Origin of the sequence: Gluconacetobacter azotocaptans (assembly GCF_014174355.1) — a bacterium.
GTDB classification, from domain to species: domain Bacteria; phylum Pseudomonadota; class Alphaproteobacteria; order Acetobacterales; family Acetobacteraceae; genus Gluconacetobacter; species Gluconacetobacter azotocaptans.
On sequence record NZ_JABEQF010000008.1, the window covers coordinates 113,220 to 137,248 of the forward strand.

The 24,029-nt window shown below is 66.8% G+C and carries 21 protein-coding genes; 8 read left to right on the forward strand and 13 right to left on the reverse strand.

Going from position 1 to position 24,029, the window contains the following annotated elements:
* Positions 1 to 6 precede the first annotated feature (6 nt).
* The gene (locus HLH34_RS12290) at positions 7 to 1,155 is read right to left on the reverse strand and encodes a PhoH family protein (protein ID WP_373318611.1); all 1,149 of its coding nucleotides are present in this window, start codon (positions 1,153 to 1,155) and stop codon (positions 7 to 9) included.
* Positions 1,152 to 2,531, reverse strand: coding sequence for a tRNA (N6-isopentenyl adenosine(37)-C2)-methylthiotransferase MiaB (gene miaB, locus HLH34_RS12295; RefSeq protein WP_240161438.1), 1,380 nt, complete (start codon positions 2,529 to 2,531; stop codon positions 1,152 to 1,154). The genes HLH34_RS12290 and miaB overlap by 4 nt, the downstream gene beginning before the upstream one ends.
* A gap of 592 nt (positions 2,532 to 3,123) precedes the next feature.
* Between miaB and HLH34_RS12300 the strand changes: the two genes are divergently transcribed.
* Both HLH34_RS12300 and HLH34_RS12305 read left to right on the forward strand, forming a co-directional pair.
* Positions 3,124 to 5,010: an autotransporter assembly complex protein TamA gene (locus tag HLH34_RS12300; protein ID WP_183119900.1), complete on the forward strand. Its 1,887-nt coding sequence runs from the start codon at positions 3,124 to 3,126 to the stop codon at positions 5,008 to 5,010.
* Positions 5,010 to 9,227 (forward strand): translocation/assembly module TamB domain-containing protein, encoded by a 4,218-nt coding sequence (locus HLH34_RS12305; RefSeq protein ID WP_183119867.1) that lies wholly within the window; start codon positions 5,010 to 5,012, stop codon positions 9,225 to 9,227. Before HLH34_RS12300 ends, HLH34_RS12305 begins: the two co-directional genes overlap by 1 nt.
* Positions 9,228 to 9,278: 51 nt before the next feature.
* Here HLH34_RS12305 and HLH34_RS12310 read toward each other — a convergent pair whose 3' ends face one another.
* Both HLH34_RS12310 and HLH34_RS12315 read right to left on the reverse strand, forming a co-directional pair.
* On the reverse strand, positions 9,279 to 10,886 hold the full coding sequence (locus HLH34_RS12310) for a tetratricopeptide repeat protein (protein WP_183119868.1): 1,608 nt from the start codon (positions 10,884 to 10,886) through the stop codon (positions 9,279 to 9,281).
* A 63-nt stretch (positions 10,887 to 10,949) separates the two neighbouring features.
* Positions 10,950 to 11,324, reverse strand: coding sequence for a response regulator (locus HLH34_RS12315; RefSeq protein WP_183119869.1), 375 nt, complete (start codon positions 11,322 to 11,324; stop codon positions 10,950 to 10,952).
* A gap of 180 nt (positions 11,325 to 11,504) precedes the next feature.
* Here HLH34_RS12315 and HLH34_RS12320 point away from each other — a divergent pair, with 180 nt between their 5' ends.
* Both HLH34_RS12320 and HLH34_RS12325 read left to right on the forward strand, forming a co-directional pair.
* A complete protein-coding gene (locus HLH34_RS12320) occupies positions 11,505 to 12,482 on the forward strand; it encodes a sterol desaturase family protein (protein WP_183119870.1) in 978 nt (325 codons plus the stop codon).
* A gap of 3 nt (positions 12,483 to 12,485) precedes the next feature.
* On the forward strand, positions 12,486 to 12,938 hold the full coding sequence (locus HLH34_RS12325) for a PACE efflux transporter (protein ID WP_183119871.1): 453 nt from the start codon (positions 12,486 to 12,488) through the stop codon (positions 12,936 to 12,938).
* Positions 12,939 to 12,992: 54 nt separating this feature from the next.
* Here the strand turns inward: HLH34_RS12325 and HLH34_RS12330 are convergent, their stop codons facing one another.
* Complete coding sequence (locus tag HLH34_RS12330) at positions 12,993 to 13,583, reverse strand: CarD family transcriptional regulator (RefSeq protein WP_183119872.1); 591 nt, start codon at positions 13,581 to 13,583, stop codon at positions 12,993 to 12,995.
* Positions 13,584 to 13,655: 72 nt separating this feature from the next.
* Entirely contained in the window at positions 13,656 to 14,531 is an 876-nt protein-coding gene (locus HLH34_RS12335; protein WP_183119873.1) for a bestrophin family protein, read from the reverse strand.
* A gap of 261 nt (positions 14,532 to 14,792) precedes the next feature.
* On the opposite strand from HLH34_RS12335, the gene HLH34_RS12340 reads away from it, so the two are divergent.
* From HLH34_RS12340 to HLH34_RS12350, 3 genes are read left to right on the forward strand one after another with little or no spacing between them, the layout of a single operon-like run.
* Positions 14,793 to 15,908: an S-(hydroxymethyl)glutathione dehydrogenase/class III alcohol dehydrogenase gene (locus HLH34_RS12340; RefSeq protein WP_183119874.1), complete on the forward strand. Its 1,116-nt coding sequence runs from the start codon at positions 14,793 to 14,795 to the stop codon at positions 15,906 to 15,908.
* A 4-nt stretch (positions 15,909 to 15,912) separates the two neighbouring features.
* Complete coding sequence (gene fghA / locus HLH34_RS12345; protein WP_183119875.1) at positions 15,913 to 16,761, forward strand: S-formylglutathione hydrolase; 849 nt, start codon at positions 15,913 to 15,915, stop codon at positions 16,759 to 16,761.
* A gap of 18 nt (positions 16,762 to 16,779) precedes the next feature.
* The gene (locus HLH34_RS12350; protein ID WP_220792158.1) at positions 16,780 to 17,565 is read left to right on the forward strand and encodes a ribonuclease T2 family protein; all 786 of its coding nucleotides are present in this window, start codon (positions 16,780 to 16,782) and stop codon (positions 17,563 to 17,565) included.
* Positions 17,566 to 17,607: 42 nt separating this feature from the next.
* Here the strand turns inward: HLH34_RS12350 and HLH34_RS12355 are convergent, their stop codons facing one another.
* Genes HLH34_RS12355 through HLH34_RS19650 form a run of 3 tightly spaced genes read right to left on the reverse strand, consistent with a single transcriptional unit; the run spans position 17,608 to position 19,551 of the window.
* Positions 17,608 to 18,027 carry a secondary thiamine-phosphate synthase enzyme YjbQ gene (locus HLH34_RS12355; RefSeq protein ID WP_183119877.1) on the reverse strand — a complete coding sequence of 140 codons (420 nt, stop codon included), beginning with the start codon at positions 18,025 to 18,027 and terminating at the stop codon, positions 17,608 to 17,610.
* 11 nt (positions 18,028 to 18,038) lie between these two features.
* The gene (gene trpS, locus HLH34_RS12360) at positions 18,039 to 19,034 is read right to left on the reverse strand and encodes a tryptophan--tRNA ligase (protein ID WP_183119878.1); all 996 of its coding nucleotides are present in this window, start codon (positions 19,032 to 19,034) and stop codon (positions 18,039 to 18,041) included.
* 40 nt (positions 19,035 to 19,074) lie between these two features.
* The gene (locus HLH34_RS19650; protein ID WP_373318612.1) at positions 19,075 to 19,551 is read right to left on the reverse strand and encodes a c-type cytochrome; all 477 of its coding nucleotides are present in this window, start codon (positions 19,549 to 19,551) and stop codon (positions 19,075 to 19,077) included.
* Between the two features lie 10 nt (positions 19,552 to 19,561).
* Between HLH34_RS19650 and HLH34_RS12370 the strand changes: the two genes are divergently transcribed.
* Entirely contained in the window at positions 19,562 to 19,852 is a 291-nt protein-coding gene (locus tag HLH34_RS12370; RefSeq protein ID WP_373318613.1) for a hypothetical protein, read from the forward strand.
* Positions 19,853 to 19,902: 50 nt separating this feature from the next.
* On the opposite strand, the gene HLH34_RS12375 is transcribed toward HLH34_RS12370, so the two are convergent.
* The 4 genes from HLH34_RS12375 to HLH34_RS12390 all read right to left on the reverse strand — a co-directional run bounded on the left by HLH34_RS12375 (position 19,903) and on the right by HLH34_RS12390 (position 23,872).
* Positions 19,903 to 20,403: an FKBP-type peptidyl-prolyl cis-trans isomerase gene (locus HLH34_RS12375; RefSeq protein WP_183119880.1), complete on the reverse strand. Its 501-nt coding sequence runs from the start codon at positions 20,401 to 20,403 to the stop codon at positions 19,903 to 19,905.
* A gap of 50 nt (positions 20,404 to 20,453) precedes the next feature.
* Positions 20,454 to 21,683 carry an argininosuccinate synthase gene (locus HLH34_RS12380; protein ID WP_182942698.1) on the reverse strand — a complete coding sequence of 410 codons (1,230 nt, stop codon included), beginning with the start codon at positions 21,681 to 21,683 and terminating at the stop codon, positions 20,454 to 20,456.
* 128 nt (positions 21,684 to 21,811) lie between these two features.
* The gene (gene rlmN, locus HLH34_RS12385) at positions 21,812 to 23,029 is read right to left on the reverse strand and encodes a 23S rRNA (adenine(2503)-C(2))-methyltransferase RlmN (RefSeq protein ID WP_183119881.1); all 1,218 of its coding nucleotides are present in this window, start codon (positions 23,027 to 23,029) and stop codon (positions 21,812 to 21,814) included.
* Between the two features lie 102 nt (positions 23,030 to 23,131).
* Entirely contained in the window at positions 23,132 to 23,872 is a 741-nt protein-coding gene (locus HLH34_RS12390; RefSeq protein WP_183119882.1) for a TlyA family RNA methyltransferase, read from the reverse strand.
* Between the last annotated feature and the right edge of the window lie 157 nt (positions 23,873 to 24,029).

Genomic DNA, 24,029 nt, shown 5'->3' on the forward strand with positions numbered 1-24,029 from the left:
TTCTGGCTACTTCGAGGTTCCATTGTTCTCCCGGCGCGCCCTGCTGCGGGACATGTCCCTTTCGGCCGCCGCCCGCTGATCATAGGCGTCCACGATGCGCGCGACCAGCGGGTGCCGCACGACGTCGCGGGATTCGAAGCGCGTGATGCCGATTCCCGGCAGGCCCTCCAGCGTATCCACCGCATCGCGCAGGCCCGACGGCACCCCATGGGGCAGGTCCACCTGGCTGAGGTCGCCGGTCACCACCATGTGCGTGCCCGTGCCCATGCGGGTCAGGAACATCTTCATCTGCGCCGAGGTGGTGTTCTGCGCCTCGTCGAGGATGACGAAGGAATGCGCCAGGGTGCGCCCGCGCATGAAGGCCAGCGGCGCAACCTCGATTTCGCCGGTGCCCATGCGGCGCACGACCTGGTCGCCCGGCATCATGTCGTGCAGGGCGTCGTACAGCGGGCGCAGATACGGGTCGATCTTGTCCTTCATATCGCCGGGCAGGAAGCCCAGCCGTTCGCCGGCCTCGACGGCGGGACGGGACAGCACGATCCGGTCGACCTGCCCGGCCTGGAGCATCGCCACCGCCTGGGCCACCGCCAGATAGGTCTTGCCGGTGCCGGCCGGCCCGATGCCGAACACCATTTCGGTCTGGGCCAGCATTTCCATGTAGGCGGCCTGGCCGGCCGAGCGCGGGGCGATGGCGCCGCGCCGCGTGCGAATCGCGGGAAGATTGGAGAGGGACAGCAGGTTCGTGCCTTCGGGGGACATGCTCGGCCTTCCTTCCGTCGCCGGATGGGACACAGGAGAACGGGAGGGGGTGGCCATGCGGATGGCGGCCTCGATTTCGGCGGTATCCAGCCTGGTCCCGGATTCCAGCTTGCGATAGAGGCCGGTCAGGGCCAGGCGGGTACTCTCGACACGTCCGGCCTCGCCGTTGATGGCGATGCGGTTGCCGCGGCAGGACAGCCGCACGCCGAATCCGCGTTCGAGAAGAAGAAGATGACGGTCATGATCCCCGACGAGCATCGCCAGCAGGGCGTTGTCGTCGAACTGAAGGGTAATCGTCCGCATGGCGTCGGCACCATGGCGTGACGGATCCTGAGGGAGGGGGGTGCCTGTCGGGCGCTGGCCGGACAGGACCGGTGATACCGTCTGTTCTCTCAAGCGAAGGCTCTCTCCTGCACGAGTGTTCCACTCAGTGAATTGGTCAATCTTTCAGCGATCTCCACGTCTGTGATCTGGCCGATCAGGCTGTCCGGTCCGTCGACGTGAACGGCTTGCAGATAAGGCGAGCGGCCGGAAATCTGACCCGGCTTGCGTCCGCGTCCCGTGAACAGGACCGGAAGGGTGCGCCCCACCGTCGCGTCGTTGAAGGCGTCCTGCTGCGTGCGCAGCAGGGCCTGCAGGGCCTGCAGGCGCGCATCCTTCACCGGCTCGGGCACCTGAAGGGCGGCGCCGGCGGCCGGCGTGCCCGGACGGGGGGAGTATTTGAACGAGAACGCCTGCGCGAATCCGACATCGCGGATCAACTGCATGGTCGCCTCGAAATCCGCATCGGTCTCGCCGGGATGGCCGACGATGAAGTCCGACGACAGGGCGATATCCGGCCGGGCTTCGCGCAGGCGGTGCACCAGTTCCAGATACTGCGCGGCTGTATGGCCCCGGTTCATCGCATCGAGGATCCGGTCGGAGCCGGACTGCACGGGCAGGTGCAGGAACGGCATCAGCGCCGGCAGGTCGCGATGGGCCGCGATCAGCGCGTCGTCCATGTCGCGCGGGTGCGAGGTGGTGTAGCGGATGCGCGCCAGCCCCGGGATGGCCGACAGGGCCTCGGCCAGCCGGGCCAGGCCCCACACGCGCCCGTCCGGCGCCGCGCCGTGATAGGCGTTGACGTTCTGGCCCAGCAGCGTGATTTCGCGGGCGCCGGCATCGACCATGCGCCGGGCCTCGGCCAGGACCGACGCCACGGGGCGGCTGGCTTCGGCCCCGCGCGTGTAAGGCACGACGCAGAACGAGCAGAATTTGTCGCACCCTTCCTGGATCGTCAGGAAGGAGGTGACGCCGCCGGGCGTCTGCGGGGCCTGGGTGTCGGGCAGGAAGTCGAATTTCTGTTCAGCCGGGAAGTCGGTGTCGATCACGGCCCCGGCCGCACGCGACGCCCGCGCCACCATTTCCGGTAGGCGGTGATAGGTCTGCGGCCCCAGGACGATATCGACAAACGGGGCACGCGCCAGAATTTCGCGGCCTTCGGCCTGCGCCACGCATCCGGCGACGGCCAGGACGGTCCTGCGTCCCTGGGTCGCGCGCGCATCCTTGACCACGCGCAGCCGGCCGAGTTCGGAAAACACCTTTTCCGCCGCGCGGTCGCGGATATGGCAGGTGTTGAGAATGACCATGTCCGCCGCATCGGGCGTGTCCACCGGGCGGTAGCCCAGCGGCCGCAGGACATCGGTCATGCGGGCGCTGTCATAGACATTCATCTGGCAGCCCCACGTGATGACATGGAGGCCCTTGCGCATGTCCCCGGGGGCGGCATCCATGGTGGGGGGGCAGTCAGAACGATCGGTCACGGCTGAAACTTTCTCGGCGCACCGCCGGACCATCCCGCGCGGTCGCGGGAACACATCATATGCACGGGGGTCCGGGTCAAGGCCCGGCACCTGCAAGGCCGGAAGCAGCCAGACCGGGATATGACAGGATCATCGCGTGGCGGACCTCCATCAGGCGATGCCGGTGGCCGCAGCATCCTTGTTCATAATCTGGCAAAAGAAGCCCTGCCTTTGTCAAGGTAACTCTCCGAGTCCTGTTCTAAAAAACATCCGGCCGGGGGCGGGTGTTTGCGTTGCTCCGGACCCGTCGTGCGGTCTTCGGCCTGCCGGGCAACAATTTTTTATCGTCTTGTCAAATGGCTGCCGTATAAACAAGGCAGGAAGGCCGTCGCGGGGGCGCCCCCGCGACGGTAAACGATCGGTCGGCCGGGTCGTTCACCGTCGGAAAGCATAAAGGCAGGGCTCGGACACATTGGCAGCGTCACGGTACCCCAAGGCGATTTCACGGGAAAACGCGGCAGGGGCAGGCGATGCCGATCAGGGGCGGCGGCGGCGCACGGGCCTGTGGGCCACCGGGATCGCGATGTCGGTCTTGTCGGTCTGGATGACCGTCGCCGCGCGGGGGGCCGACCCGCAAGCCTATGTCACGACGATTCGCGCGACGGGCGAAGGCGATCTGGATGCCGCGATCAGTTCATCCTCCGACCTTCTGGCCCTGCAGAAGACCCAGGCCGTCAGCCCCTTCGCGCTGGCGGGGCGAATCCGCAACGAGTACGACCGCATTCGCACCGCCCTGGAAAGCTTCGGCTACTATGCGCCGATCGTCCGGATCGAAGTGGGGATGCGACCCGGCAAGGGGGCGCCGGCCGGTCCCATGTTTGACGGCCGCGACCCGCGCCTGCCGGAGTGGCTGCTGTCGGTCCCGAAGGGGCAGAACGTGCAGATCATCGTCACGCCCATGCGCGGCGAGATGTTTCGGCTGGGGCGCCTGACCCTGCAACGCGCCCCGCAGGACGGGCCCGGGGAGGTCGTCCTGAACACTCCGGAAGCCACGGCACTGGGGCTGCGCGTCGGCCAGCCGGCCGTCGCATCGGACGTGCTGGCGGCCGCCACGCACCTGCAGGCCGAACTGAAGGAGGAAGGCTACGCCCTGGGCGCGGTCGCGCCGCCCAAGGCCTGGCTGCGCCCGGAGACGCATACGCTCGACCTGGTGTTCACCGTGCGGCGCGGACCGGTCGTCGATATCGGCGCCATCACGCTGACCGGGCTTAAGCGGGTACACCCGTCGTATATCGCGCGCAGGCTGACGATTCGTCCGGGCATGCTCTATCAGCCCTCGCGCATCGAGGCGGCGCGGCAGGATCTGGCGTCGCTGGGGGTGTTTTCCGACGTGCAGGTGCGCGACGTTCCACCGCTGACGGCGGGCGACAGCATGCCGCTCGATTTCGGGTTCACCGAGGGCAAGCGCCGGATGGTGGAAGTGCAAGGCGGCTATTCCACCGACCTGGGCGGCCGGGGCGGCGTCAGCTGGACGCACAACAATATCTTCGGCAATGCCGAAAAACTGCGGCTGACGGCGCTGGTAACCGGTCTGGGCGGGTCCGCGCAGCAAGGGCTGGGCTATGACGTCTATGCCGATCTGATGAAGCCGGATTTCGGGTCCCGCAACCAGAACCTCAGCGTGCGCGTCGAAGGCATCCGTCAGTTGCTCTATTCCTATCGCCAGACCGCGCTGCTGGTCCGGGCCGGGCTGGTCCGGCGGCTGGGCCGGCGCTGGACCGTGTCGTACGGGGGCCAGGCGGAACAGGAACAGATCGACCAGATGGGCCGGACGAACGATTACACGATCGTCTCGATCCCGCTGGCGGCGACCTATGACGGCACGGGGGTCAGCAACCCCATCGACCCCGCGACCCATGGCGTGCGCCTGGCGCTGAGCGCCACGCCGTCGGCCTCGCTGGTCAACGGGACGTCCTTCTTCACCATCCTGCAGGCCAACGCCTCGACCTATTTCGACCTGACGCATCTGGGGCTGTCGCGCCCCGGACGCAGCGTCCTGGCGTTTCGCGGCATCATCGGCAATGTGCAGGGGGCCTCGACCTTCGATATTCCGCCGGATCAGCGCCTCTATGCAGGTGGCAGCGCCACCGTGCGGGGATTCCGCTACCAGGGTGTGGGTCCGCAATTCCCCGACAGCAAATATGCGATCGGCGGAACGTCGATGGATGCCGGATCGTTCGAATTCCGCCAGCGCCTGTTCCGCAGTTTCGGCGCGGCGCTGTTCGCCGACGCAGGCCAGGTCGGCACCAGCAGCCGCCCGTTCGAGGGCACGCTGCGGGTCGGCGCCGGGGCCGGCGTGCGGTACTATACCCCGATCGGCCCGGTGCGGGTGGACGTCGCGGTGCCGCTCAACCGCCCGGCACGCGGTGACACGTGGGAGCTTTATATCGGTCTGGGGGAGACGTTCTGATGACGCCGGACCCACGCAACCCCGACCCGCGCAATCCCGTCCCCCAGGCGCCGACCGGGCGGCGCTGGCCCAGGATCGCGCTGTGGACGGCTGGCCTGATGGTGGGCGTGCCGGTGGGCCTGGTCCTGCTGGCCGTGATCGGTATCCTGATTGCCGCCAATACCGGGCCGGGCCGTCACTTCATCGAACGGCAGACCGCCGCCCTGACGGACGGGACCGTCCAGGTGCAAGGGGTTTCGGGCCGCTTTCCCGATGCGCTGCTGATCCGCCATATCGCCCTGACCGACACCAAGGGCACCTGGCTTTCGATTGACGGCCTGTCGCTGGACTGGCGCCCCACGCACCTGCTGTTTCGGACCGCGCGGGTAGACCGCATCGCGATGGACCGCCTGTCGATCCCCCGCCTGCCGGCCGGCCAGACGGACAATTCGGGCAAATCGTCGTCGCAGGGAGGAGGGCTGGATCTCGGCGTCGACATCCGCGCCATCCATGTCGGGCGGATCGATGTCGGGCCTGACATCGCCGGTACCGCGGCCTCGTTCGCCCTCGATGGGCAGGCGCGGCTGGCCCATATCGCGCCGGTGCTGAAGGGGGTCAGCGTCGCCACATTGCCCGACGCCGCCATCACGCTCGGCCTGAAACGCCTGGATCGCGACGGCGCCCTGGCCTTGCATACGGCAGTGTCGCGGGGGCGGCTGGGCCTGCATCTGACGGCCGACGAAAAGGCGGGCGGGTTTGCGACGGTCGCCGGCCTGGCGCCGCTGGACCCGCTTCAGTTGACCCTGGACCTTGAGGGGCCACGCGATGCGAACCGTCTGAATTTTGCACTGAAGGCAGGAGAAATTTCCTCTAATATAAACGGTGTCGTCAATTTTCTTAATGGAAAGACACAACTGGTCCTGACGGCGCACGCGCCCGAAATGGTGGTGCGTGACGGCATCGGCTGGCACGAGGTCGCGCTCGACGCCCACGTCTCGGGCGACCTGCATCGTCCGGTGGGGAACGGGCAACTGATTGTGGACCGGCTGTCGTCGGCCGGTACCGACGCCAGCCGGATCGCCGTGACTTTCGACGGGCATGAGGCATCGGCGGGCCAACCGGCCTTGGCGCACCTGCGCGCCACACTCGACGGGCTGACGATACCCGGGCCGCGCCCGACGCTGTTCGCTGCGGCGCCGATCACGCTGGACCTGCTTCTGCATCCCGACGACGCGGACGCGCCGCTGGACGTCGATCTCTCTCATGCCCTGCTCCATCTGGTCGGCCGGGTAGCGACCGCCACCCCCGCACACGGCACGTTCGACCTGACGGTGCCACAACTGGCGCCTTTGGCGGCCATCGGCTCGGTCGCGCTGACGGGGCAGGCCGGGCTGCACGGGGCGTTTGCCCTGCCGGCGCATCCCAGTGGCGACACGTCGCTGGCGCTTGACGGTGTCGTCGGGTTGACCGGGGGCCAGCCACAGGCGGTGGGCCTGATCGGGCCGGACGGACGTCTGGCGCTGCGCGTCAGGATGGGCCCCGCGCAAGGGGCGGCAGGGGGGCGGGCGATCCGGATCGACAGCCTGAAAGTTGACGGACAGGCGATGCATCTGGCCCTGTCCGGCAGCCAGACGGGCGGAAACGTGCTGGACGCCCGCCTGAAGCTGGCCATGGACGATTTGCGGCGCGTCCTGCCTGCCTTGCGCGGACGCAGCGACCTCGACCTGGCGGTAGCCGGGCCGATGGGCGATTTGTCGGCGACGGCGCATCTGGACGGACAGTTGGGGACCAGCGGCATGCCCGCCGGGCCGGTCATGCTGGACGCAGTCTTTCACCATCTGCCGACGACGCCGCAGGGCACGATCATGGCGCAGGGCACCGTGGACGGCGCGCCGCTGTCCATCGCAGCGGACCTGGAGCAGGACGCCCAGGGCACGCGGACGCTGGATCTGGGCCATCTCGACTGGAAAAGCGCGTCCGGCAAGGGGCACCTGACGCTGGCCGCGGGCAAGGCAATACCGCTGGGAACCCTCGATTTCCAGATGACGCGTTTGGCCGACCTGTCCTCTGTTCTGGGCCAGGCGATCTCGGGCGCGGTCGTGGCGTCGGTTCGGACATCGGATAGCGCGAATGCCGCCGTTCCCTCCACCGTGACGCTGCATCTGAACGGTAACGTCTCCACCAGCGCGGCCAGCGTTCGCCATGTCGCCCTGGACGGCAGTATCGCCGATCCGGCGGGGGCGGCGCGATCGGATCTGACGCTGGCGATCGACGGGGTGGCCGCGCGCGGGGTGACCGGCAACGCCCGCGTCACCGCTCGCGGCCCCCAGGCCGCACTGGCCGTCACGGCGACATCGGCGTTGCAGAACCTGGCCGGCGCGCCGGCCGCGCTGTCGACGGCGTTCGTCCTGGATCTGCCCGGCCGGGCCATGGCCCTTCGCACATTGCAGGCGAACGCGAAGGGCGAGACGGTTCGTCTGCTGGCGCCGGCCCGAATCGGCTTCGGCGCCGCGATCGGTGTCGACCGGCTGCGGGCGACGGTGGCGCCGCCGGGTGTCGGCCCGGCGCAGATCGACATCGCCGGCAGCGTCAAGCCCGCCTTGTCGCTGAACGTCGCGATCGACAACCTGACGCCGGCCATTGCCCGGCCGTTCATGCCCTCTTTGGATGCCAGCGGCGTGATCTCGGCGCGGGCAAAGCTGTCCGGGACGCTGGCCAGCCCGCAGGGCACCGTGACGCTGACCGCCCGCGACATGAAATATCATACCGATTTCAGCGGGGCGCTGCCCGCGGCCAGTCTGGATGCCAAAGCGCAACTGGCAGGCACGCAGGCACGCCTCGACGCCACCGCCCATGCCGGGTCGATGCTGGACCTGGCGGTGCGGGGAACCGTGCCCACCGGCGCGGCCGGCAGCATGGCCTTGCAGGCCGATGGGAAAATCGACCTGTCGGCGGCCAACGCCTATCTGGGCGCGCAAGGGCGCCAGGCGGAAGGCATGGCCCGGTTCGCCCTGGCGCTGACGGGTCCGCTGTCGGCACCGCGCGCCAACGGGACCGTGACCCTGGCCAACGGGCAAATCCATGATTTCGCGCAGGGAATCCAGCTTTCGAACATAAACGGTTCGATCGTGGCCCATGACGACCGGTTGACGATCGACCACCTGACCGCCGCCGCGGGGCCGGGGCAGATCACGGTCAGCGGGAGTGTCGGCGCATTCCAGCCCGGGCTGCCGATCGACCTGCGGATCGTGGCGGCCAAGGCGCGGCCGCTGGCCAGCGACCTGGTGACGGCGACGATCGACAGCGACCTGACCGTCCGGGGGCTTCTGGCTTCGCGCATCGACGTTGCGGGGTCGGTCGCGATTCCGAATGCCGAAATCAACATTCCCAGTTCCCTGCCGACTTCCGTCGCGCGGCTGGATGTCATCCGTCCGGGTGATGACACCAAGGCGGCGGCGGATGCGGGCGGCGGCATGGTCGTGGGGCTGGATGTCACGGCGTCCTCGCCGGGGCAGATGTTCATTCGCGGACATGGGCTGGATGCCGAAATGCGCGGACGCCTGCATGTCGGCGGCACGTCGGATGCGCCGCTGGTCACCGGCGGATTCACCATGCGACGCGGCAGCTTCAATCTGGCGGGGATCTCGCTCGATTTCACCAAGGGGCGCGTGGCGTTCAACGGTACCGGCGTGACGCAGGCGATCGACCCGACCCTGGATTTCGAGGCCGAACGCGGCACCAACGCGGGGACGGCGCGCCTGACGGTCAGCGGATATGCCAGCGCGCCCAAGATCAGCTTTTCGTCCTCGCCGCCTCTCTCGCAGGATCAGATCATGGCGATGCTGCTGTTCGGCACCGATGCCCAGTCACTGTCGCCGACGCAGATGGCCGAAATCGCGGCGGCCGTCGCGACCCTGACGGGCGGCAACGGGTTCGATCCCATCGGCACGGTGCGCAACACGTTGGGCCTGGACCGCCTGCAATTGGCGGGCGGCTCCGGGGTGGGCAATGGCAGCGGCACCAGTGTCGAGGCCGGGAAATACGTCATGCGCGGCGTCTATGTCGGGGCCAAGCAGGCGACGTCGGGTTCCGGGACGCAGGCCCAGGTCCAGGTCGACCTGACGCGGCGGCTGAAACTGAACACGACGGTCGGCACCGGGGGCAACGTCACCGGCTTCACCACGCCCGAAAACGATCCGGGCAGCAGCGTCGGCCTGTCCTATCAGTTCCAGTACTGAGGCTGTCGCCCGAAGGGCGCGGGCGATCAGATCCCCGAAGGGCGCGGGCGGTCAGGCCGGCCGCTGTTCCGCCATGTCACCCAGGATGGCGGCCGCGCGGCGGACGACGTCGTTCCAATCCCGGGGCCGGGTCTGTCGGACGATCCGCAGCGACGGATACCACGGGCTGTCGTCGCGTCCGGACAGCCAGCGCCAGCAATTTTCGTAGCGGTCCATCAGGATGGTCGGGCACCCCAGGGCCCCGGCCAGATGCACGATCGACGTATCGACCGAAACGACGACATCCAGGCCGGCGATCAGCGCGGCCGTGTCGTGCATGTCCCGGACGTCGTCCATCGGGTCGTACAGGCGCATGCCCTCGGGCATGGCGGACATCTGTTCGGCGGCGGGGCCTTTCTGAAGACTGACCAGATTGATCCCGGCAATCCGGGCAAGGGGCGCCAGGGCGGCCAGTCTCATCGAGCGTTTCTGGTCGATGATGTGGGCGTTGGTAACGTCGGGCCGGGGGGCGCCCCCCCAGACAAGGCCGGCATTCAACCGGCCGTTGGCGGGTATATGCGCGGCCCAATGCCGGATCAGGTCCGGTGCGGCTGTCAGGTAAGGGGCGGCATCCCCCATGGTGTCGGCCGTCGCCGAAAACACTCGCGGCAGGCTGATGAACGGACAGTGCCAGTCGTGCGCCGGGACCGCGTGATGGTCGCTGATGACCCTGTGGAGGCCCGGCATGCGACGGACCAGGCCGGCCAGGGCGTCCGGCACCTGGACGGTCACGCGCGCGCCGCGACGGACCAGGGCGGGCAGGAAGCGCAGATACATCAGCGTATCGCCCAACCCTTCTTCCTGGCTAACCAGGATCCGCTTGCCGGCGATGTCCATCCCCGGTGTGATCGAGGGCATCAATGTCGCCGGCAGTGGGTTGGCATGGCCGGGAAGCCGGAACCGCCATTCATGCTCGGCCCAGCCCTGGGTATAGCGGCCGGCCTTGAGCAGGGCGATCGAGTGATTGAGCCTGACACGGGCATTGTCGGGCTTCAGCGCGATGGATGCCCGGAAGTGGTCCAGAGCCTCTTCCACCCGGTTTTCCACCGACAGCAGCGTGGCGCGGTTGGCATGGGTCACGGGACAATCCGGGTGGGCGTCCAGCACCTGGCGGAGCAGGGCGTCGGCCTCGGCGATCCGCCCCTGTTCCGCCAGCGCGGCCGCGAGAAGGTGGCTGGCCGAGAGGCTGTCGGGGCGCAGGTGCAGTGCCGATCGCAGCGCGGCCTCGGCCTCGGTGAATCGGGTAAGCTGGATCAACAGGTCGCCCAGCGATTCATGGGCGCGGGCGTCCTCCGGCGTCAGGGCCACGACGGCCCGCAGGACGGGCTCGGCATCCGCGCGGCGGTCCTGCGCCACCAGCAGTCCGATCGTCTCATGCGCCGGATGAAGGGCCGAGGGGTATCTGCCGGCCAGGCGGCAGAACAGGACCGCCGCCCCTGCGGGATCGTGACATCCGGCCCGGGCGTGCGCCAGCAGCAGGTCGATCCGTTCGTCCACGCAGTGCTGCAGCGGCGTCATCAGGTCCAGCGCTTCGGCGAACCGTCCGGCCTTGATCCGCTCCAGCGCCTGCCGCAGGACATTGTCCAGGACCGAGCCGGACGGAGGGGGATCGATGGTCATCACGCAAGCTCGTCCGGTTGGAAGCTGAACGCCCGGCAGGCCGGCATCGGCAGCGGCCGATGCTCAATCCTGTCCCAGAATGGACCGGATCCGCTCCAGGACAGCCGAGGGCTCGTAGGGCTTGGCGATATAGCTATCGCGCTTTCCCTCGAGGGTCGACCCGCCGGGCGCCATTACACGGCCGCTGATATAGATCACCGGCAGCTCCGGCCATTTCCGCCGCGCCTGCGCCGCGATTTCCAAGCCGTCCAGCCCGCCGGGCAGCCGCAGGTCGGTCAGCAGGATCGCGATGTCGTCCTGCCCCTCCAGGGCGGCGAGGGCGTCGGGGGCGGTTTCGGACTCGATGACCGTGAAGCCGCCGCGCAGGCGCAGATAGTCCGCGAGCGCAGTGCGTATGAGGAATTCGTCCTCGACCAGCAGAAGGGGGGCTATAGTCATGGAACAGGAATCAGGCGCGTGTGAAGGCACTGGCAGGGGAACTTGCGCATATCCTGTTCAACGCAGGGCGCAGCCGGAGGTTCACCTATCGGGATATGCCAAGGACAGGCTGATGCGGCCCGTCCCGGTACGATATGGTCTCGCGTCGCGCCCCGCACGACCCACGACAGGAAGGCCGGAATGATCGACCCGTTTACATGGCTTGCCGGATGGATCCAGGAGAACTGGCTGATTCCGGTCCTCTATCGATTCGGATGGATGGAGTGGGAGGACACGTCGTTCCTATGGGCGATGTTCGCGATCTACGGCGTGTTGCAGGTGGTCCTGAACCTGGCGATCTGCGTTCCGCTGGAACGTTTCCGGCCGCTGCAGAAATGGGACAGCCGCGACAATGTGACGATGGATGTCGTCTATACCATCGTCGCGCGAATCGGCCTGTTCCCGTTGGTGACGTTTTTCGGATTCTATGAAATCCAGACCTGGATGAACGGCTTCCTGACCGACCGGGGCTATATCCCGCCGACGCTCGAAAGCCTGTTCCCCACGCTGATGGACTGGCCGGTCCTGACCTTCTTCATCTATGCCGTGATTCTCGATTTCGCCGATTACTGGCGGCATCGGCTGTCGCATGTCTTTGGGTGGTGGTACGGCCTTCATGCCCTGCATCATGCCCAGACCCAGATGACATTCTGGTCGGACGACCGCAACCATCTGCTCGACGATGTCATGTCCTATGTCTGGGCCATCGCGGTCGGCCTGCTGATCGGGGTGCCGCCGCTGCAGTTCCCGCTGCTGATCCTGCTGCTGCGCCTGGTCGAAAGCCTGTCGCATGCCAATACGACGGTCGGATTCGGCTGGCTGGGCGAGCGTCTGCTGGTGTCGCCGCAATTCCATCGGGTGCATCACGGCCTGCGGTCGGCGGGGCGGAGTTCCTGCAATTACGGGGCGGTGTTTCCGTGGTGGGACATGATGCTGCGGACGGCCAATTTTTCGCACAAGGTGGTGGAAACCGGCGATCCCAAGGCCGAGCCCGCGCTGGTCAGCGGGGGGTGGCGGGCCCAGCAGGCCGCCGGGCTGCGCCTGTCCTGGCGCCTGGCGACGCGTCGGTGGCGGCGTTCGTCTTCCTCGACTAACGGGTCCCGCCCGATGGCACGCTAGGGGATGCGCACGACGGCGGACAGGATCCGCTACACGGTCATGTTCGAAGCGCTGGGGCTGGCGATGGTGCTGCCGGGCGGCCGGCTGTTGCTGGGCATCCGACTGGTCGACATGGGGGTCATCGGCGCGGGGTCGTCCGTGGTCGCGGTGCTGTGGAACTATGCGTTCAACCGCATGTTCGACCGGTTCGTGCTGTGGCGGCGGGGATCGGCCCGCAAGGTCCTGATCGACCGGGTCGTGCATGCGGTGCTGTTTCAGGTCGGCCTGATCGTGCTGCTTGTGCCGGCGATCGCGCTGTATCTTGGCCAGGGGCTGCGGGCGGCGTTCCTGGCGAACATCAGCCTGACCCTGTTCTACCTCGTGTATAATTTCGTCTTCACCTGGGCCTACGACATCGCCTTCCCGATTCCATTCACGGGCATGGACGCCGAGGCCGCGGAAGCACAAGGGACATAAAAAAAGCCCTGGGGGACAATGTCCTCCCAGGGCCTTCGGTGCGGCAGGTGCGAATCAGGCGGCTTTCATCGCCGCCGTCAGGGTTTCCAAGACCGCAGCGGGTTCCTTGCCTTCCAGCACCGCGACTTCGGCCACGAAACGTTCCTGCGCGGCCTCGAACAGCTTGCGTTCGCTGAAGCTGCCGTCCAGGCTGTCGACATTGCGGCGCAGGTCGCGCAGCACCTCGGCGATCTGCACCAGGTCGCCGGAATTGATTTTTTCCTGGTAGGCGACGGCCCGGCGGGCCCACATGCCGCGGCTGACGTGCGGCTTGCCCTTGATGATGGCCATCGCCTTGTCCACGATCTCGCGCGAGACGATCTTGCGCAGGCCGGCCTTGCGCGCCTTCGACAGCGGAATGCGCAGGGTCATCTGGTTGCCGGGGAACGAAATCTGGATCATTTCCAGCTTCGTGCCCGCGATCTCGTCGATGCCGATGCGATCCACACGCCCGACACCATGAGCCGCATAGACGATGGCGTCTCCCTCGCGGAACGGATCCTCGTCCCTGACCTTCGTCTTGGCCTGCGCGGCGGTTACGGCGGCCGCGGTCCGCGCCATTGCGTCGGTCACGCCGCCTTTGGGAGTCGTTCTGAACATGCTCATGGAGCATTGTCTACCACATTTTTCATATTCTGTCTTGACCCCTCGAAAACCGGGCAGCGCCGGCCGCAGGGGTCAGGATTGCACCCCGCCCACCGGGGCGATCGGTCCCTCGACCGGCTGCCGGTCGGGTTGAAGCAGGTCGATCTCGATCGTCCGCGCCATGGTCAGCATCGGCATGGCGTGAGGCGAATGGATGAACGGCTCCTGCAGGTCGCTGCCGATCTTGTCCAGCGCCACAAACAGCAGTCCCACCAGGGACGACCCCAGCGGCGTGATCCAGCCCAGGGTCTGGACCATGGACAGCGGCAGGACGATGCAGAAGACATTGGCGACCAGCCGCGGGATCAACGAGAACTGGATGGCCAGCGGCGTGTTGCGTATCCGCTCCAGCCCCCCTTGCGCATTGGCCAGGTCGGACAGGATGCGGTCGATCTGGCCATGCACCGCGCCATCGATCCCCTGGCGCGCAACCTCGGCGTTCACCTCGCGCCCGATCTGGTACAGGATGGCGTTCGGCTGGTTCGACCAGCCGGAGATCGCGTCCTGCATCGCCGGCGGCAGCAGGCGGTTTACGTCGGCCGAGGCATCCCACCGGCCCAGCGCGCCCCGCAGCGCGTAGGGATAGGCGGCCATGGCGCGCGCCAGGTCGGGGCGCCCGCCCAGCAGCGTGCCGGCCTGCCGCCCGAACGACCGGCAGTTGTTGGTGATCGCCCCCCACAGGGTCCGTGCTTCCCACCAGCGGTTGTAGGCGGTGCTGTTCCGCACACTCATGAACAGCACCAGTGCCGAGCCGATGAGCGAGACAGGGAGGCTGGGCTGCTCCATCCAGTCCTGGTGGAAGACCTGAAACATGACGACGACGAAGACGTCCCACGCGCAAAGCAGCGTCAGCGACAGCAGGCTTTCCCGCATCAGGATGAACAGGCCGATCTTCCGGTCGACAATCATCGTATGATTCTCCTCCTCATGGCCCGGGTGGGCATGCCGTATCGGCCATTGTGGCTCGCACGGTGGTAAAGGAAAGACAATGCCCCGGCGGTCATGATGAAATTTGTGACGATCCCGACATTTTCTGTCGTAGTCAGGCAAGTATCCGGGCCGGATTCAACCGCGCGGTCATAATGCGCCGGCGGACATTGACCGTCCCGGCAACGCACGTCTTTATTTCGTACACGATTTCTAATCTGACGGACGCGGAGCATCACGGGCATGGACGTAAGAGCGGCAGTGGCATTCGAGGCGGGACGCCCGCTGGAGATCGAAACGGTCCAGCTTGACGGGCCGCGGGCGGGCGAAGTCCTGGTCGAAGTGAAGGCGACCGGCCTGTGCCACACGGACAAGTACACGCTGTCGGGCGCCGACCCCGAAGGGCTGTTCCCCGCGATCCTGGGCCATGAGGGCGCGGGCGTGGTGGTCGAGGTCGGCCCGGGGGTCACGCACCTCAAGCCCGGCGATCATGTGATTCCGCTGTACACGCCGGAATGCCGTGAATGTAAGTCCTGCCTGTCGCGCAAGACGAACCTGTGCACCTCGATCCGCGCGACGCAGGGCAAGGGGCTGATGCCCGACGGCACGTCGCGCTTTTCGTACAAGGGGCAGCCGATCCATCATTACATGGGCTGTTCGACGTTCGCGAACTACACGGTCCTGCCCGAGATCGCCCTGGCCAAGATCCGCCCCGACGCGCCGTTCGACAAGGTCTGCTATATCGGCTGCGGGGTGACGACGGGCATCGGCGCCGTGCTGTTCACCGCGAAGGTCGAGACCGGATCGACCGTGGTGGTGTTCGGCCTGGGCGGTATCGGGCTGAACGTCATCCAGGGGGCGCGGATGGTGGGGGCCGACATGATCGTCGGCGTCGACATCAACCCGGCGCGCGAGGAAATGGCGCGCAAGTTCGGCATGACCCATTTCGTCAACCCCAAGGACCTGGGCCCCAACGGCGACGTCGTGGGCCATCTGGTGGAACTGACGGGCGGCGGCGCGGATTATTCGTTCGAATGCGTGGGCAACCCCACGCTGATGCGCCAGGCGCTGGAATGCTCGCACCGCGGCTGGGGGGTATCGACCATCATCGGGGTGGCCGGCGCGGGGCAGGAAATCAGTACCCGTCCGTTCCAGCTGGTCACCGGACGGCGCTGGATCGGTTCGGCCTTCGGCGGCGCGCGCGGCCGGACCGACGTGCCGAAGATCGTCGATTGGTACATGGACGGCAAGATCGACATCGACAGCCTGATCACCCACAAGCTGCCGCTGGAGAAGATCAACGAAGGCTTCGACCTGATGACCCGCGGCGAGAGCATCCGCACCGTCGTCGAGTTCTGAGCCGATGAGCATCACCACGCGATCCGAACATGCATGTTGCGGCGGCAGGGTGGGTTTCTACAGTCACATGTCGGCGTCCCTGGGGCTGGAGGCGCGCTTTGCCGTCTTCCTGCCCGACGGCGCGTCGGATGCGGCGCGTGTGCCCGTGATCCATGTCCTGGCCGGCCTGACGTGCACCGAGGAGACGTTCCTGATCAAGGCGAACGCCATCCGCTTCGCCGCGGAATTCGGCATCGCGCTGGTCGCCACCGACACGTCGCCGCGCGGCGCGGGTATCGCGGGTGAAGACGACTCCTACGATTTCGGCAGTGGCGCCGGCTTCTATCTGGACGCCACCCAGGCCCCGTGGAACACCCACTACCGCATGGGGTCGTATATCGGCACGGAACTGCCGGCCGTGACCGAAGCCCATTTTCCCCTGGACGGGACCCGGCGCGGGATCATGGGCCATTCGATGGGCGGCCACGGGGCGCTGGTCCATGCGCTGCGCGCGCCGGATTGCTGGAAGTCGGTTTCGGCCTTCGCCCCGATCGTCCATCCGGCCGCCGTGCCTTGGGGCGAAAAGGCGTTTTCCGGTTACCTGGGGCCGGACCGGGCAAGCTGGGCGGAGCATGACGCGACCCTGCTGCTGGGGGCCGGGTATCGCCATCCGACCACCATCCTGGTCGATCAGGGGGACGCAGACCAGTTTCTGGCCGAGCAGTTGCAGCCCTGGCATCTGGACGACGCGGCGAAGGCGGCGGGGCAGGGGCTGATCCTGCGGCGCCATCCCGGCTACGACCATTCGTACTGGTTCATCCAGTCCTTCATCCAGGACCACCTGACCCACCACGCCGCCATTCTCAGGGGTTAGGAAAACGTGTTCCGACATGTGACAGGGGTGACCCTGGCGGCGCTGCTGACGCTGGGCCTTGCCGCCTGCGCCCCCCGACCCGCGCCGTCCCCGCTGCCCCAGGCCGCTCGTGGCCTGCCGGCGTTGCAGCCGTCCGCGCACGGCGATTTCGGTCATTATACGCTGGCCCTGACATGGCAGCCGGGCTTTTGTATCGGCGGCTCAGGCTGCCTGGCCGACCAGCCGAAGGCACCCTTGATCGGCCTGCACGGGCTATGGGCGTCGCGCCCCCGGAAGCTGATCGATCAGGGCGTGACGCCGCCGCAATGGTGGGCCGCCGGGTGCGACATCTATCCCGGCCAGGACAAGGACGCGCCGATCGTGCTCACGGACGGCACGCGACGCGCGTTGGGCCAGGCCGTGGCGCATCTGCCCGACGATTTGGTGACGCACGAATACCGCAAGCACGTACAATGCTTCGGGATGCCGGCCGAAACCTTCTTCCGTACCGCCCTGGCCATGCGGGCGACAATCGCGGATTCCCCGATGGCGACGTATTTGCGTGCGCATATCGGTCAGGACATCACCCATGACGCGCTGCTGGGGGTATTTCGGGGCACGTTCGGAACCGACGTCGACCGGGCATTGCAGATTCGCTGCGAGACCGATCGCGGCCGCACCATCCTGACCCAGCTCTGGTTCACCATTCGGACCGGGGCCGTCGCATCCTTCCCCCGGCCGGAGTCGTTCATGCGGTCGCCGGAACCGCAGGACAACTGCCCCGCGCGCTTCACGGTCCCAGACTGGTCGCCGGTGGCGCGATAAGGTGGGCTTGTCCGAACCCACCAGGGCCTGAGGCCCTGGACCCTATTCGCCGATCAGGTGCAGGACGATATCCCGGTGGTGGGGATGACCCCGGTGTTCGAACAGGTATAGGCCCTGCCACGTCCCCAGGACGGGCCGCCCATCGGCTACCGGGATGGAAAGCTGTGTCTGGGTCAGCATGGTGCGAAGGTGGGCGGGCATGTCGTCCGGCCCCTCGTCGTCATGGATGTAGCGTCCGGGTGCCTCGGGCACCAGCGCCTCGAAATAGCGCTTGATGTCCTCCAGCACCGTCGGGTCGGCATTTTCCTGAACGGTCAGGGATGCCGAGGTATGCCGGCACCACAGCGTCAGCACACCCATTTTGATCTTGGTGGAGGCGACCCAGCCCAGGACATCGTGGGTGAAGGGCACCAGCCCCTTGCCATGCGTGGCAATCCTCAGACGGTGCATGGCCTGGCGCATGGGCATTTATCCTACTTCAGGAAGCCGACGAGGCGCTCGACCTCGCTGACCACCGGTTCCGCGATGGCCTGGGCGCGGGCGGCGCCGCCGCGCAGCACGGTCTGCAGATGCTCCGGATCGTCCAGCAGCCGCCGGGTTTCCGAGGCGATCGGCCCGACCGTCGCGATCAGGACATCGGCCAGCGCCGATTTGAAGGGGCCGAACCCTTCGCCGCCATGGCGCGCCAGGACGTCCGCCGCCGTCATGTTTGCCAGAACGGCGTAAATTTCAACCAGATTGCGGGCTTCGGGCCGCGCCGTCAGTTCGGCCGGGTCGGTGGGCAGGGGCTCGGGGTCGGTCTTCGCACGCCGGATCTTGAGTGCAATGGTGTCGGCGTCGTCCGTCATCTCGATCCGGCTCTGCGCCGACGGGTCGGATTTGGACATCTTCTTCGTGCCGTCGCGCAGGCTCATGACGCGGGCGGCGCCCGGCGGAATCAAGGCCTCGATCGCCGGGAAGAAATCCACGCCGTAATCGTGGTTGAACTTCTGCGCGATGTCGTTGGCCAGTTCCAGATGCTGGCGCTGGTCGTCGCCCACGGGCACCCGTGTCGCCTTGTAGGCCAGGATGTCGGCCGCCATCAGGTTGGGATAGACATACAGGCCTGCGGAATGGTTTTCGCGGTCCTTGCCGGCCTTGTCCTTGAACTGCGTCATCCGGTTCAGCCAGCCGAGCCGCGACACGCAGTTGAAGATCCAGCCCAGCCGGGCATGCGCCGACACGGCAGACTGATTGAACAGGATATGGGCCTGCGGGTCGATCCCCGACGCCAGCAGGACGGCGGTCTGAGCCAGCGTCTGCTGGCGCAGGGCGGCTGGGTCCTGCCATACCGTGATCGCGTGCATGTCCACGAGGCAGAAAATGCACTCGTGGTCGCGTTGCAGGGCGACCCAATTGCGGATCGCGCCGAGATAGTTGCCCAGTTGCGGGATACCGGTCGGCTGGATGCCGGAAAATATGCGTTGCATGAGCGTTCTTTTCGGCCGTCTGCCCCCGATCGGTCAAGGGTCAGGGCAGGGGATGGCGCGCGTCCAGGGCCCGACGTTCATCCGCGACCGCCGAGGGGGACAGAGCCGGCGCTCGCTGGGCCGCGATGTCGGCCGCGCGAAAGACCGGCGGATCCGACCGATCTCCAGCCGCCGAAAGATAGGTCAGGATGGCGGCGATATCGCCATCCGACAAGCGCCGGAACGAGGGCATCGAGAAATTGTAGCGATCGCCATTGGCCATCAGCGGTCCGTTCAGCCCATTCAGCAGCACGTCGGCCAGGTAATGCCGACCTTCGGGCGTGCGTGCGATCTGGTCGATCCGTCCGATCAGGGGCGGGATCTCGCCTTTCATGCCTTCGCCGCCATGATGACAGATCCCGCAATTGGGCCGGTATCGGGCCAGCCCCGGACCTCCATGTCGCGAACAGGCGGCAAGAGAGAGCGCAAGCAGAAGTGCTATGCGGAAAACGGCTGGTCGCGGACGACGTTGTATCACGGCATTCCTGATGCCGAAGATAAAGGAGATTTCGGTGCACCGCATTTTATCGCCCGTTTCATGGTCTGTCGCGGCGCTGGTCGCCCTGGGCTTCCACATGATGCCCGCGCAAGGGGCGGCCCCCACGCGCGAGGACCAGTCCGCCGCATGCCGTGGCGATGCCATCAAGCTCTGTGCCTTCGCCATCCCGAACGAACGTAAGGTGCAGGCCTGCATGGAGAAGAAAATCGACAAGCTTTCGCCCCGATGCCGGGCCATGTTCGGCAAAGACCGACACAAGACGGGCAAAACAGGAAGATAGGACGGACCGTGCGATGGGACGTATCCCATCGCACGGCCTGAGTGCTGCCGTTACTGGTTTTTGGACACGCCCAGAAGCTGGATCTTGAAGACCAGGGGGCTGTCCGACGGAATGATGCCCATCGAGCGATGGCCATATCCCAGTTCGGGCGGGACGTAGAGCATCCAGGTGTCCCCGACATGCATCATCGGCAGGCCTTCCATCCATCCCTTGATGACGCCATCGAGCGGCATCTGCATGTAGGCGCCGTGGCCGTGCTGGTCCGAGCTGTCGAAGATGCCGCCATCGGGCAGGCGGCCTTCGTAGATGACCATCATCATGTCGCCCGGCGCGGGGCTCTGACCGTCCTTGGGGCCGGATTCCAGAACCTTGTAGGCCAGCCCATCCGGCAGGGTCTTGACCCCCGGCTGGGCGCGTACCTTCGCCATGAACTGCGCGGGCGTCAGGTCCGGTTCGTCATCGCCCGTGCCGGCTCTCTGGCTGCAGGCCGCCACGGGCAGGGCCAGCGCGGACGCGACAAGGAGGGGAATGAAGCGGGACAGACGTTTCATGACACCTCGATCGAAAAGGAGCGGAAGAAGGGGACGCGGGTGCGCCACGGTTACAGCGCGCCGCCGCGCCGCCCGATCTGTGCACCGAGCCGCAGCCGCAGCGCGTTCAGCTTGATGAAGCCCTGGGCGTCGGCCTGGTTGTAGGCGCCTTCGTCATCCTCGAAGGTGACCACGCGCGTATCATACAGGCTGTTCGGGCTTTCGCGTCCGACGCAGATGACGTTGCCCTTGTATAGTTTCAGACGCACGCGCCCGGTCACGGAATGCTGGCTCTCGTCGATCAGCGCCTGCAGCATCCGGCGCTCGGGCGAGAACCAGAACCCGTTGTAGATCAACTCCGCATAGCGGGGCATCAGGCTGTCCTTCAGGTGCCCGGCTTCGCGATCCAGGGTGATGGTCTCCATGCTGCGATGCGCGGCCAGCAGGATGGTGCCGCCGGGCGTTTCGTAAATGCCGCGTGACTTCATGCCGACGAAGCGGTTTTCCACCAGGTCCAGCCGGCCGATCCCGTTTGCCCGGCCCAGTTCGTTCAGGCGGGTCAGCAGGGTCGCGGGCGACAGGGTCACGCCGTTCAGCGCCACCGGATCGCCCGAGACGAAGTCGATCGCGATCTCGGTCGCGACGTCCGGCGCGTTTTCAGGCGAGATCGTGCGCTGGAACACGATCTCGTCGGGCGCCACCGCCGGGTCTTCCAGCAGCTTCCCTTCGGACGACGAATGCAGAAGGTTGGCGTCGACCGAGAACGGGGCCTCGCCGCGCTTGTCCTTCGCGATGGGGATCTGGTGTTCCTCGGCAAAGGCCAGCAGGCGCGTGCGCGAGGTCAGGTCCCATTCGCGCCAGGGCGAGATCACGGTCACATCGGGCTTCAGCGCGTAATAGGCCAGTTCGAAGCGCACCTGGTCGTTGCCCTTGCCGGTCGCCCCGTGGGCGACGGCATCCGCGCCGACCGCCTCGGCGATCTCGATCTGGCGCTGGGCGATCAGCGGGCGCGCAATGGAGGTGCCCAGCAGGTACTGGCCTTCATACAGCGTGTTCGCTCGGAACATCGGGAAGACGAAATCCTTCACAAAGGTCTCGCGCAGGTCCTCGACGAAGATTTCCTTCACGCCGAACATTTCGGCCTTCTTGCGGGCCGGCTCCAGTTCCTCTCCCTGCCCCAGGTCGGCTGTGAAGGTCACGACTTCGCACCCGTAACTGGTCTGCAACCAGCGCAGGATCACGGACGTGTCGAGACCGCCTGAATAGGCGAGCACGACCTTCTTGACGTCCTTTGCGGCCATGGGAAGAGGTCTCCTGTCGTCGAAGCTGAAGTGCGGGACGGGCCCGCCTGTAGGGTTCCCGCGTCCTAGCATTGGATGGCGGGCGGTGCCAGCGGGTGCGCCTATATTTCAGGCGAAGCCGGTCCGGGTCAGGCCGGCTGGTTGCGGCGTTCGCGCTGGCTTTCGGTACGCAACTGCCCGCATGCCGCCAGGATGTCGCGCCCGCGCGGCATGCGGATGGGCGAGGCGAAGCCCGCGTCCATCACGATCTGGGCGAATTTCGCCAGTTGCTCGCGCGTCGAGGGCTTGTAGGAACTGCCGGGCCAGGGGTTGAACGGGATCAGATTGACCTTGGCCGGAATCCCCGCGATCAGGCGCACCAGTTCGCGGGCATCGGCCTCGCTGTCGTTGATGCCGCGCAGCATGATGTATTCGAAGGTGATTCGCCGCGCATTGCTGGCGGCCGGATAGCGCCGGCAGGCCGCGATCAGCTCCTCGATCGGGTATTTGCGGTTCAGCGGCACGATCTCGTCCCGCAGGTCGTTGCGGACCGCATGCAGCGAAATCGCCAGATTGATGCCCAGTTCGCTGCCGCACTGGTCCATCATCGGGATCACCCCCGACGTGGACAGGGTAATGCGCCGGCGCGACAGGCCGATCCCTTCGCCATCCATGATGATCTTCATGGCCTTGGCGATGTTTTCGTAATTGTACAGCGGCTCGCCCATGCCCATCAGCACGATGGTCGACAGCAGGCGCGGGGTCTCGCCCCGGGGGCTGGGCCATTCGCCATAGCTGTCGCGCGCCGCCATGAACTGGCCGACGATTTCGGCGGCGCCCAGGTTGCGGACCAGCTTCTGGGTGCCGGTATGGCAGAAGGTGCAGGACAGGGTGCAGCCGACCTGCGAGGAAATGCACACCGCCCCGCGATCCTCTCGCCGGTCGGGGATGTAGACCGTCTCGGCTTCCTGCCCGTCGCGGAAGCGGAACAGGAACTTGCGCGTGTCGTCGTTCGATGTCTGCACCGTCGCGGCCTCGGGCCGGCCGATGACGAACCGTTCGGCCAGCTTGGCCTGTAACGGGCGGGCGATCGAGCTCATCCGTTCGAAATCGGTGACGCCCTGGTGATAGATCCAGTGCCAGAGCTGCTTGGTCCGGAACGGCTTTTCGCCGATTTCCAGAAGCGCCTGGGTCATTTCCTCACGCGACAGGCCCACCAGTTCGCGCCTGCCATCCGGCAGCACGCCGCTGGGGGGGGCGAACAGCGCGGATTTCGCCAAAATCCGCTGGCGTTCCGCATCCGTCAGGGCGGCGGCCAGGCCGGTATCGGCGGTGTGCTGGGTCGCGGGAGCGGAAACGGCAGTCATGGACAGACAATCATCCGGTTGGGGGCATGGCTGAATCCGCGCTGCGTAACACATTCGCGCGGCAAAAGGGGAAATACCTGCGCGGGTGCGTCCCGCAACGGGTCAGGCGTTCCGCCGGGCGGCGATCAGGAATTCGCGGTTTCCTTCCGGCCCGGTGATCGGGCTGGGTTCGATCCCCAGGACCTGCCAGCCGGGCAGGGCGGCCCACCAGGCGTGAATGGCCTGGCAGACCTCGTCATGGACTGCCGGGTCGCGCACTACGCCCTTGGGGCCGACAGCGGCCCGTCCTGCCTCGAATTGCGGCTTGATCAGCGCCACGGCCCAGGCACCCGGGCGGCACAGGTCCAGCCCGGCCGGCAGGACGGTACGCAGGCCGATGAAGCTGGCATCGCAGACCAGCACGTCGATCGGATCGGGGATGATCGTGCCGTTCAGCGCGCGGGCGTTGTATTTTTCCAGCACCGCCACACGCGGGTCGCTGCGCAGCTTCCACGCCAGTTGTCCATGCCCGACATCGACCGCATAGACTTTCCGCGCGCCGTGCGTCAGCAGCACGTCGGTGAAGCCGCCGGTCGATGCGCCGACATCCAGGCAAATGCCGCCCTCGGGCGAGAGGCCGAAATGTTCCAGCGCGTGAGCAAGCTTGACCCCGCCGCGCGACACCCAGGGATGGTCCTGTCCCCGCAGCGTCAGCGGGGCGTCTTCGGGCAACTGGTCGCCGGCCTTCGCAACGCGCTGTTCGCCCGAAAACACCACGCCGGCCAGGATCAGCGCCTGCGCGCGGCTGCGTGTCTCCACAAGGCCCCGATCGACCAGCATCTGATCCACGCGCCGCTTGGCCATCCCTCCGGTCCCCGTCGTCCGGATCAGGCCGTCTGCTGGGACGCGGCGATCCCCAGGGCATGGAATGCGGTATGCGCGATGGCGGCGGCATCGAGTCCGGCCTCGTGATACTGGACGTCCTGGGTGTTGTGGTCGATGAAGCGGTCGGGCAGGGTCA